The 15944-nt window shown below is 62.4% G+C and carries 18 protein-coding genes and 2 tRNA genes; 12 read left to right on the forward strand and 8 right to left on the reverse strand.

Annotated features, from left to right (window positions below; all coding sequences use genetic code 11):
* Nucleotides 1-56: 56 nt before the first annotated feature.
* Nucleotides 57-1733, reverse strand: a complete 1677-nt coding sequence (locus ACP92_RS08865; protein WP_013233788.1) for an electron transfer flavoprotein-ubiquinone oxidoreductase — start codon at nt 1731-1733, stop codon at nt 57-59.
* Between the two features lie 424 nt (nt 1734-2157).
* Between ACP92_RS08865 and ACP92_RS08870 the strand changes: the two genes are divergently transcribed.
* From ACP92_RS08870 to ACP92_RS08895, 6 genes are all read left to right on the forward strand, one after another.
* Nucleotides 2158-2583, forward strand: coding sequence for an acyl-CoA thioesterase (locus tag ACP92_RS08870; RefSeq protein WP_013233789.1), 426 nt, complete (start codon nt 2158-2160; stop codon nt 2581-2583).
* 158 nt (nt 2584-2741) lie between these two features.
* Complete coding sequence (locus ACP92_RS08875; protein ID WP_013233790.1) at nt 2742-3893, forward strand: ABC transporter substrate-binding protein; 1152 nt, start codon at nt 2742-2744, stop codon at nt 3891-3893.
* A 170-nt stretch (nt 3894-4063) separates the two neighbouring features.
* On the forward strand, nt 4064-4954 hold the full coding sequence (locus ACP92_RS08880; RefSeq protein ID WP_013233791.1) for a branched-chain amino acid ABC transporter permease: 891 nt from the start codon (nt 4064-4066) through the stop codon (nt 4952-4954).
* A gap of 4 nt (nt 4955-4958) precedes the next feature.
* The gene (locus ACP92_RS08885) at nt 4959-6926 is read left to right on the forward strand and encodes a branched-chain amino acid ABC transporter ATP-binding protein/permease (RefSeq protein ID WP_013233792.1); all 1968 of its coding nucleotides are present in this window, start codon (nt 4959-4961) and stop codon (nt 6924-6926) included.
* A gap of 2 nt (nt 6927-6928) precedes the next feature.
* Nucleotides 6929-7657: an ABC transporter ATP-binding protein gene (locus tag ACP92_RS08890; protein ID WP_013233793.1), complete on the forward strand. Its 729-nt coding sequence runs from the start codon at nt 6929-6931 to the stop codon at nt 7655-7657.
* Nucleotides 7658-7859: 202 nt separating this feature from the next.
* A complete protein-coding gene (locus ACP92_RS08895) occupies nt 7860-8651 on the forward strand; it encodes an alpha/beta fold hydrolase (RefSeq protein ID WP_013233794.1) in 792 nt (263 codons plus the stop codon).
* A 47-nt stretch (nt 8652-8698) separates the two neighbouring features.
* Here the strand turns inward: ACP92_RS08895 and ACP92_RS24255 are convergent, their stop codons facing one another.
* Nucleotides 8699-8896 carry a hypothetical protein gene (locus ACP92_RS24255; protein WP_081441894.1) on the reverse strand — a complete coding sequence of 66 codons (198 nt, stop codon included), beginning with the start codon at nt 8894-8896 and terminating at the stop codon, nt 8699-8701.
* 57 nt (nt 8897-8953) lie between these two features.
* On the opposite strand from ACP92_RS24255, the gene ACP92_RS08900 reads away from it, so the two are divergent.
* On the forward strand, nt 8954-9469 hold the full coding sequence (locus tag ACP92_RS08900) for a helix-turn-helix domain-containing protein (RefSeq protein ID WP_013233795.1): 516 nt from the start codon (nt 8954-8956) through the stop codon (nt 9467-9469).
* Between the two features lie 64 nt (nt 9470-9533).
* Here the strand turns inward: ACP92_RS08900 and ACP92_RS08905 are convergent.
* The 3 genes from ACP92_RS08905 to ACP92_RS08915 all read right to left on the reverse strand — a co-directional run bounded on the left by ACP92_RS08905 (nt 9534) and on the right by ACP92_RS08915 (nt 10779).
* Nucleotides 9534-9609, reverse strand: a tRNA-Lys gene (locus tag ACP92_RS08905).
* Between the two features lie 74 nt (nt 9610-9683).
* Nucleotides 9684-9759: transfer RNA gene (locus tag ACP92_RS08910), tRNA-Lys, on the reverse strand.
* A gap of 192 nt (nt 9760-9951) precedes the next feature.
* On the reverse strand, nt 9952-10779 hold the full coding sequence (locus ACP92_RS08915) for a class I SAM-dependent methyltransferase (RefSeq protein WP_013233796.1): 828 nt from the start codon (nt 10777-10779) through the stop codon (nt 9952-9954).
* Nucleotides 10780-10958: 179 nt separating this feature from the next.
* Here ACP92_RS08915 and ACP92_RS08920 point away from each other — a divergent pair, with 179 nt between their 5' ends.
* Together ACP92_RS08920 and ACP92_RS24840 are read left to right on the forward strand one after the other, a co-directional pair.
* Nucleotides 10959-11783, forward strand: a complete 825-nt coding sequence (locus tag ACP92_RS08920; RefSeq protein ID WP_013233797.1) for a MetQ/NlpA family ABC transporter substrate-binding protein — start codon at nt 10959-10961, stop codon at nt 11781-11783.
* 138 nt (nt 11784-11921) lie between these two features.
* On the forward strand, nt 11922-12062 hold the full coding sequence (locus ACP92_RS24840) for a hypothetical protein (RefSeq protein WP_167578384.1): 141 nt from the start codon (nt 11922-11924) through the stop codon (nt 12060-12062).
* On the opposite strand, the gene ACP92_RS08925 is transcribed toward ACP92_RS24840, so the two are convergent.
* Entirely contained in the window at nt 12010-12564 is a 555-nt protein-coding gene (locus ACP92_RS08925; protein WP_013233798.1) for a DNA-deoxyinosine glycosylase, read from the reverse strand. The genes ACP92_RS24840 and ACP92_RS08925 overlap by 53 nt on opposite strands.
* 279 nt (nt 12565-12843) lie before the next feature.
* Between ACP92_RS08925 and ACP92_RS08930 the strand changes: the two genes are divergently transcribed.
* The 3 genes from ACP92_RS08930 to ACP92_RS08940 all read left to right on the forward strand — a co-directional run bounded on the left by ACP92_RS08930 (nt 12844) and on the right by ACP92_RS08940 (nt 14717).
* On the forward strand, nt 12844-13593 hold the full coding sequence (locus ACP92_RS08930; protein WP_041311708.1) for an SDR family oxidoreductase: 750 nt from the start codon (nt 12844-12846) through the stop codon (nt 13591-13593).
* 81 nt (nt 13594-13674) lie between these two features.
* Nucleotides 13675-14121, forward strand: a complete 447-nt coding sequence (locus ACP92_RS08935) for an Mpo1 family 2-hydroxy fatty acid dioxygenase (RefSeq protein WP_013233800.1) — start codon at nt 13675-13677, stop codon at nt 14119-14121.
* 143 nt (nt 14122-14264) lie between these two features.
* Nucleotides 14265-14717, forward strand: coding sequence for an outer membrane lipoprotein (locus ACP92_RS08940; RefSeq protein WP_041310500.1), 453 nt, complete (start codon nt 14265-14267; stop codon nt 14715-14717).
* A gap of 68 nt (nt 14718-14785) precedes the next feature.
* Here the strand turns inward: ACP92_RS08940 and ACP92_RS08945 are convergent, their stop codons facing one another.
* Both ACP92_RS08945 and ACP92_RS08950 read right to left on the reverse strand, forming a co-directional pair.
* Nucleotides 14786-15376: a GNAT family N-acetyltransferase gene (locus ACP92_RS08945; protein ID WP_013233802.1), complete on the reverse strand. Its 591-nt coding sequence runs from the start codon at nt 15374-15376 to the stop codon at nt 14786-14788.
* The gene (locus tag ACP92_RS08950) at nt 15354-15878 is read right to left on the reverse strand and encodes an FUSC family protein (protein ID WP_013233803.1); all 525 of its coding nucleotides are present in this window, start codon (nt 15876-15878) and stop codon (nt 15354-15356) included. The genes ACP92_RS08945 and ACP92_RS08950 overlap by 23 nt, the downstream gene beginning before the upstream one ends.
* Nucleotides 15879-15944: the final 66 nt, after the last annotated feature.

Below are 15944 nucleotides of genomic sequence, written 5' to 3' on the forward strand. Positions count from 1 at the left end.
CAAAAAAGCCGCATCCTGGGATGCGGCTTTGGTGTTTCTGGAACCGGCGTTTTGCGTTACATGCCGGAGTAGTTCGGTCCGCCGCCTCCTTCAGGCGTGACCCAGACGATGTTCTGGGTCGGGTCCTTGATGTCGCAGGTCTTGCAGTGGACACAGTTCTGGGCGTTGATCTGGAGCCGGTCGGTATTGTCCTCGTTCTTGACGAATTCGTAGACGCCCGCCGGGCAGTAGCGCGATTCCGGACCCGCATACTTGGCCAGGTTGACCTGCACCGGCACGTTCTTGTCCTTGAGCGTCAGGTGCGCCGGCTGATCTTCGCCGTGGTTGGTGTTGGAGATGAAGACCGACGACAGCCGATCGAAGGTCAGCTTGCCATCCGGCTTGGGATAGGCAATGGGAGCGTAGTTGCTGGCCGGCTTGAGGCATTCATGGTCGGCATGGCTGTGACGCAGCGTCCACGGCGCCTTGCCGCCGAAGAGTACCTGATCGATGCCAACGAGCAGGGTGCCAGTCACCAGGCCCTTGCTCATCGAGGGCTTGAAGTTGCGCGCCTTGTGCAGCTCTTCCTTGAGCCATGAGGCCTCGAAGGCGGCGGGGTAGGCCGACAGTTCATCGGACTGGCGGTTCTCGCCCAGCGCATGGAAGGCAGCGTCGGCGGCCAGCATGCCGCTCTTGATGGCGGCATGGCTGCCCTTGATGCGCGAGGCATTGAGGAAACCGGCATCGCAACCGAGCAGCGCGCCGCCCGGGAAGACCAGCTTGGGCAGGGACTGCACGCCACCCGCGGTAATGGCGCGGGCGCCGTAGGAGAGGCGCTTGCCGCCTTCGAAGAACTTGCGGATCTCAGGGTGGGTCTTGTAGCGCTGGAATTCCTCGAAGGGCGAGAGGTAGGGGTTTTCATAGGCCAGCCCGACCACGTAGCCAACCGCCACCTGGTTGTTTTCCAGGTGATAGAGGAAGGAGCCGCCATAGGTATCGTTGTCCAGCGGCCAGCCGGCGGTGTGCACGACCAGGCCAGGCTGGTGGACTTCCGGCTTCACTTCCCACAGTTCCTTGATGCCGATGGCGTAGGTTTGCGGATCGCGGCCGGCGTCCAGTTGGTACTTGCTGATCAGTTGCTTGCCCAGGTGGCCGCGCGCGCCTTCGGCGAAGAAGGTGTACTTGGCGTGCAGTTCCATGCCCAGCTGGAATTCCGGACCGGGTTCGCCCTCCTTGTTGATGCCCATGTTGCCAGTAGCCACGCCCTTGACCGAGCCATCCTCGTGATAGAGCACCTCGGCTGCCGGGAAGCCGGGGAAGATCTCCACGCCCAGGGCTTCAGCCTGCTGGCCCAGCCAGCGGGTGACGTTGGAGAGCGAAATGACGTAGTTGCCGTGGTTCTGGAAGCAGGTGGGCAAGAGCCAGTTGGGCGTCTTGTAGGCTTTGCTGGCGGAGAGGAAGAGGAAGCGGTCTTCCGTCACCGGGGTGTTGAGCGGGGCGCCTTGCTCTTTCCAGTCAGGAATCAGTTCGCTCAGCGCGCGCGGGTCCATCACTGCGCCGGAGAGGATGTGGGCGCCGACTTCACTGCCTTTTTCCAGCACGCAGACCGAGACCTCGCGGTTCTGCTGGGCGGCCAGCTGTTTGAGGCGGATGGCCGCTGACAGGCCGGCGGGGCCGCCGCCGACGACGACCACGTCGTATTCCATCGATTCCCGTGGGCCGTACTGAGCGATCAAGTCTTGAGAAGAAGTCATGGGTGTCCCGTTTATATGAACTGCCTGTTTTCGAACGATCGTGCTATTGTTAATTATTTTTCGAAGGAACGCTAGAGGAAATCTGCATTTCCCTGCAGTTGAGATCCTTTTAGTCCGCTTGCCGGCGTTTCGCTGTTGACAAGGCACAGGCAAGGGCGGGGCGGCAGGGTGCCGGACCCGGAATATGTTTCCCTGAATGCAGCTATTTTATTGGATTTTGGGATGTCCTCTTATATTGTCTTGTCGTCTCGACATAGCCGGCAGCCATGACGCAGACCACGGGGTCAGCGCACCCACTGGTCAGATGACTCGATAATGACCCAGGAGTGATCTTGTTTCCCGAGTCGTAAATGCGACACAGCGCCAACGCGCCGCATGAAAAAAATTACATTCATTGATGAATCAAACCTGAAAAGGACCCACGATGAGCAGTCACCCGCAGGCCAATTCCAAGCAGTTGTATCTCTCCCGTCAGACCATCCGCTGGGGTGACATGGACGCGTTCGGCCATGTCAACAATACGGTCTATTTCCGCTTCATGGAGCAGTGCCGCATCGAGTGGCTCGAGGAAGTCTTCGGACCGACCATCGCAGGCGAAGAGGGCCCCGTCATCGTCAACGCCCACTGCAATTTCCGTCGCCAGATGAAGTATCCGGCGCGCATCTGTGTGGAGATGTCCGCGGGTCATTTAGGTCGCACGAGTGTGGAAACTACGTATATCATCCGCGACGCGGCCGACGAGCAGATCATTTATGCTGACGGTGCCGCAAAAATCGTCTGGGTTGATTTCAAGAAAGAAAAGTCCACCGCGCTGCCAGAACAGCTGCGACAGCTGCTGACAAGCTTGTAAGTTTGGCGCAAGGAAACTGGGACAGAATCGGCCCGACACTCCCGCAAGGAGCCGCCACAGAGCGGAGGGAGCAGAGAATTCGTTTCGCCTGGAGCGGGTTCAAAAGTGCTTAGCCCGTCACCGATGTGCGAGCCAACAATTACATTCTGGAGGATGACATGACATACAAGACCCAAGCCTTTGTTGCTGCCGCCCTGATGAGCCTGGCGCTCACCTCGCAGGCTGCTGACCCGATCAAGATCGGCGTGTCCGGCCCCTACACCGGCGGCTCTGCCCCCATGGGCGTGTCCATGCGTGACGGCGTCAAGCTGGCCGTGGCCGAGATCAACGCTGCCGGCGGCCTGCTGGGCCGTCAGATCCAGCTGATCGAGCGCGATGACGAAGCCAAGAACGAGCGCGGCGTGCAGATCGCCCAGGAGTTGATCAACAAGGAAAAAGTGGTCGCCACCGTGGGCTTCATCAACACCGGCGTGGCCCTGGCGTCGCAGCGCTTCTACCAGGAAGCCAAGATCCCCGTCATCAACAACGTGGCCACCGGCACCGTGATCACCAAGCAGTTCGAGAAGGAAAAGGACAACTACGTCTTCCGTACCTCTGCTGCCGACAAGATCCAGGCCAAGATGATCGCCGACGAAGCCGTGGACAAGCAGAAGTTCACCAAGGTCGCCATCCTGGCCGACTCCACCAACTACGGCCAGCTCGGTCGTGAAGACCTGGAAAAGGTACTGGCTGACAAGAAGGTCACCCCGGTCGCCGTCGAGAAGTACAACATCAAGGATGTGGACATGACGGCCCAGCTGCTCAAGTCCAAGCAGGGCGGCGCCCAGGCCGTGCTGACCTACGGCATCGGCCCGGAACTGGCGCAGATCGCCAACGGCATGGAAAAGCTGAACTGGCACGTGCCCATCATCGGCAGCTGGCCGCTGTCGATGGGCAACTTCATCGACAACTCCGGCAAGAACGGCAACGGCGCCCGCATGCCGCAGACCTTCATCCAGGACGGCAACACCCCCAAGCGCAAGGCCTTCATCGAGGCTTACCAGAAAGCCTACAAGGTTGACCGCATGCCCTCTGCTGTCTCGGCCGCCCAAGGCTATGACTCCATCCTGCTGCTGGCTGCCGCCATCAAGCAAGCCGGCACCACTGACGGCGACAAGGTCCGTGCTGCGCTGGAAAACCTGAACACCAAGGTCGAAGGCGTGGTCACCACCTACGACAAGCCGTTCACCCACGACGATCACGAAGCCATCAAGCCTGCCATGGTCGTGATGGGCGAGGTCAAGAACGGCCGCGTCATCCTCGGCAAATAAGACTCGACTTGCATCACGCACAGTAGTCGAAGAGGCCAGTCCTTGCGATCCGGGGGCTGGCCTTTTTAATACGATCTGTTGACGAATTCCTAACGGCACGGTGGCACCGCGCCGCGGGTCGTCGCAGCTCTGTGCCGCCACCCGGCGGTAGCCGCTTCTTGGGAAATACAATGGATATCCTCTTACAACTGGTCTTCTCCGGGATCGCGCTCGGCATGATCTATGCCGTGATCGCCTTCGGTTACCAACTGACCTTTGCCACCTCCGGCACACTGAACTTCGGCCAGGGCGAAGCCCTGATGCTGGGCGCGCTGGTGGGACTTTCCGTGGTGGGCAACATCCACGGCGGACCTTATCTCAACTACTGGCTGATGATCCCCATCGTGCTGGTCTTCGGCGCGCTGCAAGGCATGTTCGTGGAATGGATCGGGGTACGCCCGGCCATCAAGATCAAGTCCGAATTCGGCTGGATCATGTCCACCATCGCACTGGCCATCATCTTCAAGAACGTCGCCGAGAACATCTGGGGCAAGGATGACCTGCCGTTCCCCTCGCCGATCTCGGGCGCACCGTTCCAGATCTTCGGCGCCAATGTGCAGCCCATGCAGGTGCTGGTGGTGGTGGGCGCGCTGCTGATCATGGCGGCGGTCGAATTGTTCAACCGCAAGTCCATCTACGGCAAGGCCGTGGTGGCGACCTCCAATGACCGCGATGCCGCCGGCCTGATGGGCATCAATACCAGCATGGTGATCACCTTCTCCTATGCGCTGTCCTCGGCCACGGCCGCGTTCGCAGGCGTGCTGGTGGCTCCGCTGACCCTGACCGGCGCCACCATGGGAGCGGCGCTGGGTCTGAAGGCCTTTGCGGTGGCCATCATCGGCGGCCTGACCTCGGGCATGGGCGCCATCGTCGGCGGCCTGATCCTGGGCGTGGCCGAGACCTTGACCGGCTTCTACATCTCGACCGGTTACAAGGAAGTTCCGGGACTGGTACTGCTGTTGCTGGTGCTGGCGGTGAAACCTGCAGGCCTGTTCGGCAAAACTGCGATCAAGAAGGTCTGATGCCATGAACAAGAAAATCCTGCTGCTGTCCTTGCTGGGCATTGTCGCGCTGGCCGGCATTCCCATGGTGGTGCACAACCCGTATTACCTGCACCTGATCGAAACCATCCTCATCTACGCCATCCTGCTGTTCGGGCTGGACATCGTGGTCGGCTATACCGGCCAGGTCTCGCTGGGCCATGCGGGCCTCTTCGGCATCGGTTCCTACGCAGCCGGCGTGCTCTTCTTCAAGCTGGGCATGCCGATCTTCGTGACGGTGCCGGCGGCCATCGCCGTGACGGCCGTGTTCGGCGCCATCCTGGCGTTGCCGGCGCTGCGCGTGACCGGGCCTTACCTGGCCATGGTGACGCTGGCCTTTGGCACCATCATCCAGATCCTGATCAACGAGATGACCTTCCTCACCGAAGGTCCGCTGGGCATCAAGCTGCAAAAGCCCATGATCGGCGGCGACAAGATGAGCGAAGTGCAGTTCTTCTACCTGGTGGCGGTCCTGATGGTGCTCTCCATGCTGGTGGTGCACCGCATCCTCAAGTCCAACCTGGGCCGCGCCTTCCAGGCGCTGCGCGACAGCCCCATCGCCTCGGACTGCATGGGCGTGTCGGTGTATCGCTACAAGGTCTACGCCTTCATCATCAGCGCCGCTCTGGCCGGTCTGTCCGGAGCCCTGTATGCGTATTCGGAAGAGTACATCTCGCCCAATACCTACAACTTCGAGCTGACCATCATGTTCCTGCTGGCGGTGATCATGGGGGGGCGCAAGTCGCGCATCGGTTCGCTCATCGGCGCGCTGATCGTGGTGATGCTGCCCAGCCTGCTGTCCGATATCGCGCTGTTCCGCCAGATCGCCACCGTGCTGGCTGTGATCGTGGTGGTGGGCGCGGGTGTCCAGGTCGCGCGCAAGACCAAGACGGTGCGCGGCGTGATCGTGCCGGTGGTGGCGACCATCGCCATGGCGGCCTTCTCCTATAAGCTGGAAAACATCACCGACTGGCGTCTGACCATCTTTGGTCTGATGACCCTGTTCGTGGTGTATTACCTGCAGGACGGCATCGTCGGCTTCTGCCGCACCCTGTTTGGCCGCGTGCTGACCAAGCATGTGCCGGTGGCCCAGCAGATCGCCGGTGACAAGGAGCGTGCCGTCATCACGACCGACTCGGTCAAGGACGCCGGCGCAACGCTGCTGAAGGTCAACCAGATCCTGATGCAGTTCGGCGGCCTGAAGGCGCTCAACCGCGTTGACCTGGATGTGCGCAAGGGTACCGTGCATGGCCTGATCGGCCCCAACGGTTCCGGCAAGAGCACCATGATGAACGTCCTGACCGGTATCTATCGTCCCACCGATGGCGTGGTGGAATACGACGGCCGCCCGATCTCCGGCAATGTGCCCTCGGCCATCGCCCTGGGCGGCGTGGCGCGTACTTTCCAGAACGTGCAGCTGTTCGGTGAAATGACCGCTACCGAAAACGTGCTGGTGGGCCTGCATCACACCTTCAACAGCAATGTGGTCGATGTGATGGCCAATACCCCGCGTTATGTGCGCGAAGAGCAGGCCGCGCGCGAACGCGCAGCGGCCATCCTGGAGTTCGTCGGTCTGGCCAACCTGGCCAATGAAGAGGCGCGCAACCTGCCCTACGGCAAGCAGCGCCTGCTCGAAATCGGCCGCGCCCTGGGCCTGAACCCGAGCCTGCTGCTGCTGGACGAACCGGCTGCCGGCCTGACCGCGCCTGACATCAAGGAGCTCGTCGCCATCATCCGCAAGATCCGCGAAGCCGGCATCACCATCATCCTGATCGAACACCACATGGACGTGGTCATGTCGATCTGCGATACCGTCACCGTGCTCGACTTCGGTCAGAAGATCGCCGAAGGCAAGCCGGCCCAGGTCCAGGCTGACCCCAAGGTCATCGAAGCCTACCTCGGCAGTGGCGCAGGCGATGCCCACGACAACACATCCAGCCCCGCGGGAGCCTGAACATGCTGACCATTTCCAATCTGCACGCCGCTTACGGCAAGGTCGAGGTGCTGCATGGCATTTCGATGGAGGTACCCAAGGGCAAGGTGGTGACCCTGATCGGTTCCAACGGCGCCGGCAAGACCACCACCATGCGCGCCATCTCCGGCATGATCAAACCGAAGGGCGGCGAAGTCACGCTCGGCGGCAAGAACATCACCGGCCTGGATTCGCACAAGATCGCCCGCTTCGGGCTGGCTCATTCGCCTGAAGGCCGGCGCGTCTTCGCCACCATGAGCGTGACCGACAACCTGCTCCTGGGCGCTTTTCCGCGCTTCACCCGGGCGCGTCCCAAGGGCGACATCGCCCATGACCTGGAACGCGCGCTGGAACTGTTCCCGCGCCTGAAGGAGCGGCAGAGCCAGCTGGCCGGTACGCTCTCGGGCGGCGAGCAGCAGATGCTGGCCATGGCGCGGGCGGTGATGCTGAACCCCGAGGTGATCCTGCTGGACGAGCCCTCCATGGGGCTGGCGCCCATCCTGGTCGACGAGGTCTTCCGCATCATCGTGCGTCTCAAGGAGCAGGGCGTGACCATGCTGCTGGTTGAACAGTTCGCTGCGGCAGCGCTTAATGTTGCGGATTACGGCTATGTGTTGGAGAATGGCAAGATATCCGTACATGGACCCGCCGACAAGCTGCAGAACGACCCGGCGGTCAAGGCCGCCTACCTGGGCGGCGGTGCGCATCACTGATGCCTGGCGACGAGCCCGCCCCAGCATGCGCACAGCGTGATACTGGGGCTCGCACGTCGCCTGGCTGACAGCGTGTCCGGTATATTAAGGGGGAGGCATACCTCTTGAATGCTGATTAAGGCGCACCCTCGGGTGCGCCTTTTCTTTTGTGCCGCTGGCGCAGCCAGAGTGGGGCGCAGCCTGTTTCCATGAGGAGGTCGAGATGAGCGAGGCCAGGCATCATCGTATCGAGGTGGGCGCGGTCAGCCTGCATGCCAGCAGTTGGGGGCGGCTGGATGGCGAGCTGCCGGCCATCGTCCTGCTGCACGATTCGCTGGGGGCGGTGTCGCTATGGCGCGATTTCCCCTTTCAGCTGTCGCAACAGACGGGAAGGGCGGTGGTGGCCTATGACCGTTACGGTTTCGGTCAGTCCAGCGCGCGCCAGGATCGTCTGGCGCCCGGTTTCATTGCCGAAGAAGCCCGGCCATGGCTGCTGACAGTGCTGCAGCAACTGGGGTTGACCCAGGCGGTGCTGCTGGGCCACAGCGTTGGCGGCGGCATGGCCATCGCCGCCGCGGCGGAACTGCCGGAGCAGGTGGTGGCGGTGATCACCGAATCGGCCCAGGCCTTCGTCGAGGACCGCACCCTGCAGGGCATACGCAAGGCGCGCGAACAATTCGCCAATCCGGACCAGTTGGCCCGGTTGGCGCGTCATCACGGCCAGGACCAGGACAAGGCGCAGTGGGTGCTGGAGGCCTGGACCGAGACCTGGCTCGCGCCAGAGTTTGCCGCCTGGTCCCTGACGCCGGCGCTGGCGCGCTTGCACTGCCCGGTGCTAGCCATCCACGGTGACGAGGATGAATACGGATCGCTGGCGCACCCGCACAGGATCGCCACGCAACCACAGGCATTTCCCGGGCAGGGGCGCAGTCTCATCCTGTCAGGTTGCGGCCACGTTCCCCACCGGGAGCAGCCCGATGCGGTGCTGCGCGCCGTGGTGGAATTCCTGCGTTGAAGGCGCCTCGCGGGCCGAAAACAGCCTCGTGCAGAGGACCGCGCGGCTTATTCCTCTTCTTCCAGATCCCGCTGGTAGGCCTGCAATCCTCTCAAATACATGAGGCGTAAGAAAAGTGCCTTTGAGCGGTAACTTTGTCTCGCAAAGTGTTCTGCTTCTTCGAATTCCGCCGGTGTAAGTCGAAAATTAACCAGACGGGATGTTCCATTTGCGGGCTTGCGTTCGGATTGTTGCGTCGCTGCCATAAGATGTCTCCTGGCTTGTTGGTCCAAAAGCAATATCCTAGGAGAGGTCCTTTTCATATGTCATCGAATAAAAGCGAATATTTGACAACACTTGGTGATAGGTTGGCCAAAGAGCGCAGCCGCTGCGGCCACACCCAGAAATCCATCGCCGATAATCTCGATATCACCGCGCGCACTCAGATCAAGTACGAAATTGGCGAAACTGCCCCCGACGCCTACTATCTGCACGGCCTGGATGCGATCGGCATTGATGTCACCTATGTGTTGACGGGTGTGCGCGGCGCCACGCCCAGCCCTGAGGAGAGCCAGCTCATCGCCTGCTACCGCAGCGTCGACAAGGCCACGCGCAGCGCGCTGACACAACTGCTGGCCGGCATGGCCGACATGGTCAGGGCCAGCCGCAAGAAGCGTGACTTCTTTGCCGTTCCCGAGGAAGTGCGGGTCCGTCCCGGTCGGCAGCGCAAGCTGCCGGTGGGCCGTCCTCGCAAGCAGAAGGATTTTCTCAATGAGGCGCCCGCCAAGGAACAGGCACCTGCCAAGGAGGGTGGGGAGGGGGAGTCCGAACAAGGTTAGGCCGCGGTTGCAGGCGGCAGAAATGAAAAAAGCACCACGAGCGATCGTGGTGCTTTTCTGATATTGGTGGGGCGTCACAGATTCGAACTGTGGACCTACGGATTAAGAGTCCGCTGCTCTACCAGCTGAGCTAACGCCCCGTTCGCCGATCCCGCCAGAGGCAGGATGACCGGGAATATAAAAAGGCCTCTATTGAGGAGGCCTTTTGGAAATTTGGTGGGGCGTCACAGATTCGAACTGTGGACCTACGGATTAAGAGTCCGCTGCTCTACCAGCTGAGCTAACGCCCCGTTGCTGCACTCGTTGTTGCTGTGTGCTGCAAGAGAGAGCGCATTATAGGTGGGGGTCAGGGGTAGTGCAAGCATTTTGTGAACAAAATATGAAAATATTTTATCCGCCCCCGCTTACTACCCTCCGCCGCGCCCCGGCTGTGGCGCGTTTCCCTCACTGTCATCCCCGTCCTCGCGGCGTGAACAGCGGTCTTACTGCAACGCCGACTTGATCCCGTTCACCCACGACTTGGCGGGCAACTTGGTCTGGGTCTCGATGAGCGCCGCACGCGCGTACAGCTCTGGGAAATCGAACTGCACCTCGCCCTTGAAGGCCAGCGCCACGACATTGCCGTCATGGACTTCTGGCAGCGAGACCACGGTGTCGAAGGCATGCTCCATGGCGCGCAGATTCTTGGCATAGCTGGGATGATCGCCAAACAGGTTCACCGTCATCACGCCACCCGCAGCCAGGCTGTCGTAGCAGGCCTGGTAGAACTCGGGCGTATCCAGCACCGGCCCGCGCGCCGTGGCGTCGTAAAGATCCACCTGCAGCGCATCGATGATGCCGTGGCTGGCGGCATGCACGATGAAGTCCATGGCGTCGCTCTCCAGGATCATCAGGCGCTCATCCGGCTCGGGCAGCTTGAACATGCTATGGCAGATGGTGATCACGGCCGGATTCAACTCCACCGCCGTCACCTGCGCCTGGGGGAACTGCCGATAGCTGAACTTGGTCAGGGCACCCGTTCCCAGGCCCAGTTGCACGATGTGGCGCGGATCGCGGTTGAACAGCATCCAGGCCATCATCTGCTGGGCGTACTCGAGTTCGATCCAGTCCGGCTTGCGGATGCGCATGGCGCCCTGCACCCACTCGGTGCCGAAGTGGAGATAGCGTACCCCCTCCAGTTCGGACAGGGTCACGGGGGCGTACTTGATCTTGCGCGGCTTGCTGGCGTCGGCTTCCAGCTGTTGGCGGCGACGGTTGGGGCCGGCCTTGGTATTGGCCTGGGCTTCGATGGATTTTCTTCGGATGAGCATGATGTGGATGAATCTGGCCAGGCGCACGAGGAGGGGGCAACCTGTGGATGCCGAATGATACCTTGCCTAGCCCCGGTCAGCGGAGCAACGCACTTTGTGCATATGGACATGCGGATTCATTCCTTCATTCGGCAGCGTCATCGTGTGAGCATGCGTGGTTCATCATTCCCGGAGTTCCCATGCATTTCGCTTCCTGCTTCAAGAATATCAAGCGCCTTGCCGCCATCGGCGCGCTGTCTCTGGCCCTGGTCCCGCAGCTTGGACAGGCGCAGGACAAGCAGAAGATCAAGGTCGGCATCTCGGTCGGCAGCGCCGAAGCCATCTTCGACGTCGTCAAGAAGGTGGCCGCCCGCGACGGCCTGGAGATCCAGACCGTGGTCTTCAGCGACTACCTGCAGCCCAATGCCGCGCTGGCGGCAGGCGACCTCGACGCCAACGCCTTCCAGCACCGTCCATATCTGGAAAGCCAGATCGCCGCGCGCGGCTATCGCATCGTGCCGGTCGGACTGACCATCACTGCGCCGCTGGGCATTTATTCGCGCAAGTTCCGTTCGGTCGAACAGCTGCCGCAGGGTGCCGCCATCGGCATCCAGAATGATCCCTCCAATGGCAATCGCGCCCTGCTGCTGTTGCAGAAAGCCGGCCTGATTCGGCTCAAGCCCGGAGTAGGCGAGAATGGCGTGAACGCGACGCCGCTGGACGTGATCGAGAATCCGCGCAAGCTCAAGCTGGTGGAACTGGACGCGGCGCAGCTGCCGCGTTCGCTGGATGATCTGGCGGCCGCATCGATCAACAATGACTATGCCTTCAAGGCTGGCCTGTCTCTGCAGAAAGACACCATTGCCGTGGAAGACCCGCGCGGGCGTTATGCCAACATCATCGCCACCCGCGCCGAAGACAAGGATCGCCCCTGGGTCCGTAAGCTAGTGCAGGCCTACCACTCCGAGGAGGTGCGCAAGTTCATCGAGACCGAGTTCAAGGGCTCGCTGGTGCCAGCCTTCTGAGGCCGGCCTTGCCGCCGATGCGGCTGCAACCCTGGTCACCCCAGCGGCTCAACCGCCCGTGCATCGGGCGGTTTTTTTATGCGCTTGCCGACACAAAGCGCGCCCAGCCGGGCCGCACTCCATTACACTGCGGCCATCATGCTCAAGAACCTCATCCTCTGCCTGAAGCTTGCCCTGGTGTTTGCCGCCATCGTCTTCTTTGCCAAGGCGCTGCAATACCTGATCTTCAACGGCGGCTTGTCGGGGGAGTTCTACGATTATCTGTTTTTCCGGAAGTAGTCTCGCACAGGCCACCGGCCGGATCGGCGAGCTGCCGCCAGCTAGCCAGTTTCTGGGCATAGGAGAGGGCGGCATAGGCCGGGCTGCTGGAGGGCAGCAGCAGGATGCGATAGCACCCGGCCTGTTCGCCCAGCGCTTGCAGGCCGATCTTCCCAGCCGTGCCGCCATTGAAGGCGATCGTTTCCAGGGCGGGTAACTGGGCCAGCAGCGTCTGCAGGTCGTTCTGTGAATGATCCCGGATATCGCTGTCCAGGCTGCCGATGCGGCGCGCCTGGGCAATCACGTCCCATAGACCGACGCGATGCGCCAGCAGGGTTTGCAGGCGCGTCGGGTAGTCCATTGCGTAAAGGTCCGCGCCGAGCACCTCGCCGACCAGCTTCCAGAACGCATTGCGCGGATGCCCATAATACTGGCGCATCTGCAACGACGCCACGCCCGGCAGGCTGCCCAGGATCAGGGTACGCGTATCGCGCGCCACCACCGGGGGAAAGCTCGCCAGCAAGGGATCGCTGGCCGTGAAGGCCAGCGGCGAGGCCGGATCGGATGAGGACGAAGGAATGGGTTTGCGTGCAGCCATGATGCCGGAGAGGATGAAAAGAATTTCAGCAAGCACGCGCGCCGTCCCCCGCCAGGCACAATGGCGCGGCGGCTGCACGGGGCGCGTGCTTGCGGCAAAATGCACATCTTAGCGTAAGTAGCGTATGCGTCAGCGAAGCTCGCAGGCGATCGTGTCCGCAGCGTCGCAGGCATTTCCGATTTTTCAGTTCAGGGAGACATGAACATGGCAGATAAAGTCATCCTCGTCACAGGCGGCAGCCGTGGCATCGGCGCGGCCACCGCGCTCCTGGCCGGGCAGCGCGGCTATGCGGTCGCAGTGAACTATGTGACCAACCGCGCCGCCGCCGACGCGGTGGTCGCCCAGATCCAGGCCGCCGGTGGCCGGGCCATCGCAGTGGGCGGTGACGTGGCCCGTGAGGAAGATGTGTTGCAGCTCTTCGCCACCGTCGATGGCGAACTGGGGCGCGTGACCGCCCTGGTCAATAACGCCGGCGTGCTGGACCATCAGTCGCGCCTGGAGGACATGAGCGCCGAACGCATCAATCGCGTGCTCATCGCCAACGTGACCGGCAGCCTCTTGTGCGCCCGCGAAGCGGTCAAGCGCATGTCCACCCGCCATGGTGGTCAGGGTGGGGCCATCGTCAACCTGTCTTCGATGGCGGCCAAGCTGGGTGGGCCCGGGGAGTATGTGGACTACGCCGCCTCCAAGGGGGCCATCGATGCCTTCACCATTGGCCTGGCCAAGGAAGTGGCCGCCGAAGGCATCCGTGTCAATGCGGTGCGTCCCGGTCTGATCTATACCGACATCCACGCCAGCGGCGGCGAAGCCGGGCGAGTGGACAGGCTCAAGGACGCCGTGCCGATGAAGCGCGGAGGAAGCGCCGCCGAGGTGGCCAACGCCATCCTGTGGCTGCTCTCCGAAGAGGCTTCCTATGCGACCGGCACCTTCATCGATGTCTCCGGCGGCCGTTGAGCGCGGCGGCCCGCCATGCCAAGCTTGAACCCCGATCCTTGATCCTCGATCCTCGATCCCCGACCCGCCGCGGAGGCCAGCATGCATTCTTCCCGTTCCGAACGTCCCGTCGATGTGCTGCTGGCGCGCTATGCCCAGAGTCACCGCCATCCCATGAATGAGCGCATCCACTGCATCTGCGTGCCGGCCATCGTGTTGTCGCTGCTGGGGTTGTGCTGGAGCCTTTCTCCGGCCGTGGCGCTGGTGGTCGCAGCGGCGGCGCTGGCCTATTATCTGCGCCTGTCGCCGCCTTTCGCGGTAGGCATGCTGGCCATGGCGGCGCTGATGCTGGTGTTCCTGGCGCGCTTGCCTGCCGGGGCGGTGCTGCCGGTGTCGGCGGCGATCTTCGTGCTGGCCTGGGTAGGGCAGTTCATCGGCCACCGGATAGAGGGGCGCAAACCTTCCTTCTTCGAGGACCTGCGCTTTTTGCTGATCGGCCCGCTGTTCGTGCTGGCCTTCCTGTACCGCCGCTGGCGCATCGCCTATTGAGGCGGAAAACTGCATCTTTGTATTAAGATGTAAGAAATTGTTGGCGCAAACGGAAAATGCGCGAACATTGCACATCCGTGCGCACCTGCCGGATGCCACGCCGCCCGAAGCCGGGCTACTAATTCAGTCGGAGTATTTTTGTTATGAAGAAATTGCTTGTGATCGCAGCCCTGGGCTCCCTGGTGGCCGGCTGCGCCGTGACCCCCAATTCGGCCAGCGTCTACAACACCCGCCAAGCACAGGGCGAGCAGACGGTGCGCATGGGCGTGGTCGAGTCGATCCGTAACGTGACCATCGACAAGGGCTCGTCCGGCGTCGGCACCCTGGGCGGCGCGGCGCTGGGCGGTATCGCCGCAGGCTCCAATATCGGTGGCGGCAATGGCGCCCTGGCGGCGGGCATCGTCGGCGCACTGGCCGGCGGCGTGCTGGGCAACCAGGCCGAAGCGCACCTGAGCAACCGTCCCGGCCTGGAAATCACCGTGCGCCTGGATAACGGCGAACTGCGCGCCATCACCCAGGATGCCGACGAACCCTTCCGCGTGGGCGAGCGCGTGCGCCTGCTGTCCAACGGCCGTACCACCCGCGTGACGCACTAAGACCACGCGCCGCTACGCTGGTCGCAGCAGCAAAAAAGGCAGGACTGCGGTCCTGCCTTTTTTCGTTCTCAGCCGGCTGGCCTGTTCTGCGCCAGCCACTGCTGGCGTTCGATCCGGTAGAGCCGGTGCAGGCGCAGCCGATGGCCCGGCGGCAGGCGCGGATGGAGGAAGTCCTCGCGCACATCGCATTGCATGCCCAGCCGCTGCATCACGGCCAGCGAGCGCTGGTTCTCCGGTACGGTGAAGGAGACGATCTGCGCCAGTTCCAGCGTCTCGAAGCCATAGCGCAGTGCACAGCGCGCTGCTTCACTGGCATAGCCCTGGTCCCAGCAGGCGGGCGCCAGGCGCCAGCCGATTTCCACGGCCGGCGTGAAGGGAGCGGCAAACGCTACCCGCATCAGGCCCACCAGGCCTGCGAATTCGGTCACGCCGGGGATTTCCAGCGCCCAGGCGCCGAAGCCGTGCTGGGCAAAATGCGCCTCTATCCGGTCGATCAGGACATCGCTTTCCTGGCGCGACAACGGCGCCGGGAAATGTTGCATGACCTGCGCATCGGCATTGATGGCCGCCATCGGCGCGCGATCCGACGCCCGCCAGCGCCGCAGCAGCACGCGCGGACCGCGCAGCAGCGGCGATTCAGGCGCCGGCAGCGGGACCATCGTCAGCCTCCTTGCGCTTGACCAGCCAGATATAGACCACCGTCTGCAACAGCGCCACCGTGCTGCCCACGATGACTTCACCCACCCGCATCAGCGCCAGATGCAGCTCCTCGTTGAGGCCTTGTCCGCTGAAGGCCGCCGATAGCAGGATCACCACCGTGGCCGGCCCCAGTCGCCAGTTGCTGGGATAGTTCTGCAGCAGCATGGCCACCACCACCGCTGCGGTGAGCGCCGCCAGCATGGCCAGGAAGGTTGGGCCGAACAGGACCAGCGCGATGCAGGACACGATGCAGCCGGACAGGGTATTGATCAGGCGCGCGCGGAAGTTGGCCTTGGCCACCGTCATGTCCGGCTCGGTGACGATGATCAGCGAGATCATCGCCCAGTAGGGCTCGGCAATGCCCACCGCGCGCAGGCCATACCAGAGGATCAGGCAGCCCGAGAGGATCTTGATCAGGTAGACCAGGGCGTTCTTGCGTGGATTGATGAAGTGCAGTTCCATGGAGCGGGCGGGTAAGCAGAGGATCCGATGTTATCGATGAGAGGCAGGCCAGGCAAGCCGGCAAAA

This window comes from Herbaspirillum seropedicae (genome assembly GCF_001040945.1).
Taxonomy (GTDB): domain Bacteria; phylum Pseudomonadota; class Gammaproteobacteria; order Burkholderiales; family Burkholderiaceae_D; genus Herbaspirillum; species Herbaspirillum seropedicae.

Coding starts and splice junctions, on each gene's coding strand:
- ACP92_RS08870 (WP_013233789.1), top strand. CDS start 2,158: ATGAGCAGTCACCCGCAGGCCAATTCCAAGCAGTTGTATCTCTCCCGT.
- ACP92_RS08940 (WP_041310500.1), top strand. CDS start 14,265: ATGAAGAAATTGCTTGTGATCGCAGCCCTGGGCTCCCTGGTGGCCGGC.
- ACP92_RS08950 (WP_013233803.1), bottom strand. CDS start 15,878: ATGGAACTGCACTTCATCAATCCACGCAAGAACGCCCTGGTCTACCTG.
- ACP92_RS08930 (WP_041311708.1), top strand. CDS start 12,844: ATGGCAGATAAAGTCATCCTCGTCACAGGCGGCAGCCGTGGCATCGGC.
- ACP92_RS08900 (WP_013233795.1), top strand. CDS start 8,954: ATGTCATCGAATAAAAGCGAATATTTGACAACACTTGGTGATAGGTTG.
- ACP92_RS08865 (WP_013233788.1), bottom strand. CDS start 1,733: ATGACTTCTTCTCAAGACTTGATCGCTCAGTACGGCCCACGGGAATCG.
- ACP92_RS24255 (WP_081441894.1), bottom strand. CDS start 8,896: ATGGCAGCGACGCAACAATCCGAACGCAAGCCCGCAAATGGAACATCC.
- ACP92_RS08875 (WP_013233790.1), top strand. CDS start 2,742: ATGACATACAAGACCCAAGCCTTTGTTGCTGCCGCCCTGATGAGCCTG.
- ACP92_RS08885 (WP_013233792.1), top strand. CDS start 4,959: ATGAACAAGAAAATCCTGCTGCTGTCCTTGCTGGGCATTGTCGCGCTG.
- ACP92_RS08895 (WP_013233794.1), top strand. CDS start 7,860: ATGAGCGAGGCCAGGCATCATCGTATCGAGGTGGGCGCGGTCAGCCTG.
- ACP92_RS08935 (WP_013233800.1), top strand. CDS start 13,675: ATGCATTCTTCCCGTTCCGAACGTCCCGTCGATGTGCTGCTGGCGCGC.
- ACP92_RS08945 (WP_013233802.1), bottom strand. CDS start 15,376: ATGGTCCCGCTGCCGGCGCCTGAATCGCCGCTGCTGCGCGGTCCGCGC.
- ACP92_RS08915 (WP_013233796.1), bottom strand. CDS start 10,779: ATGCTCATCCGAAGAAAATCCATCGAAGCCCAGGCCAATACCAAGGCC.
- ACP92_RS08890 (WP_013233793.1), top strand. CDS start 6,929: ATGCTGACCATTTCCAATCTGCACGCCGCTTACGGCAAGGTCGAGGTG.
- ACP92_RS24840 (WP_167578384.1), top strand. CDS start 11,922: ATGCTCAAGAACCTCATCCTCTGCCTGAAGCTTGCCCTGGTGTTTGCC.
- ACP92_RS08880 (WP_013233791.1), top strand. CDS start 4,064: ATGGATATCCTCTTACAACTGGTCTTCTCCGGGATCGCGCTCGGCATG.
- ACP92_RS08920 (WP_013233797.1), top strand. CDS start 10,959: ATGCATTTCGCTTCCTGCTTCAAGAATATCAAGCGCCTTGCCGCCATC.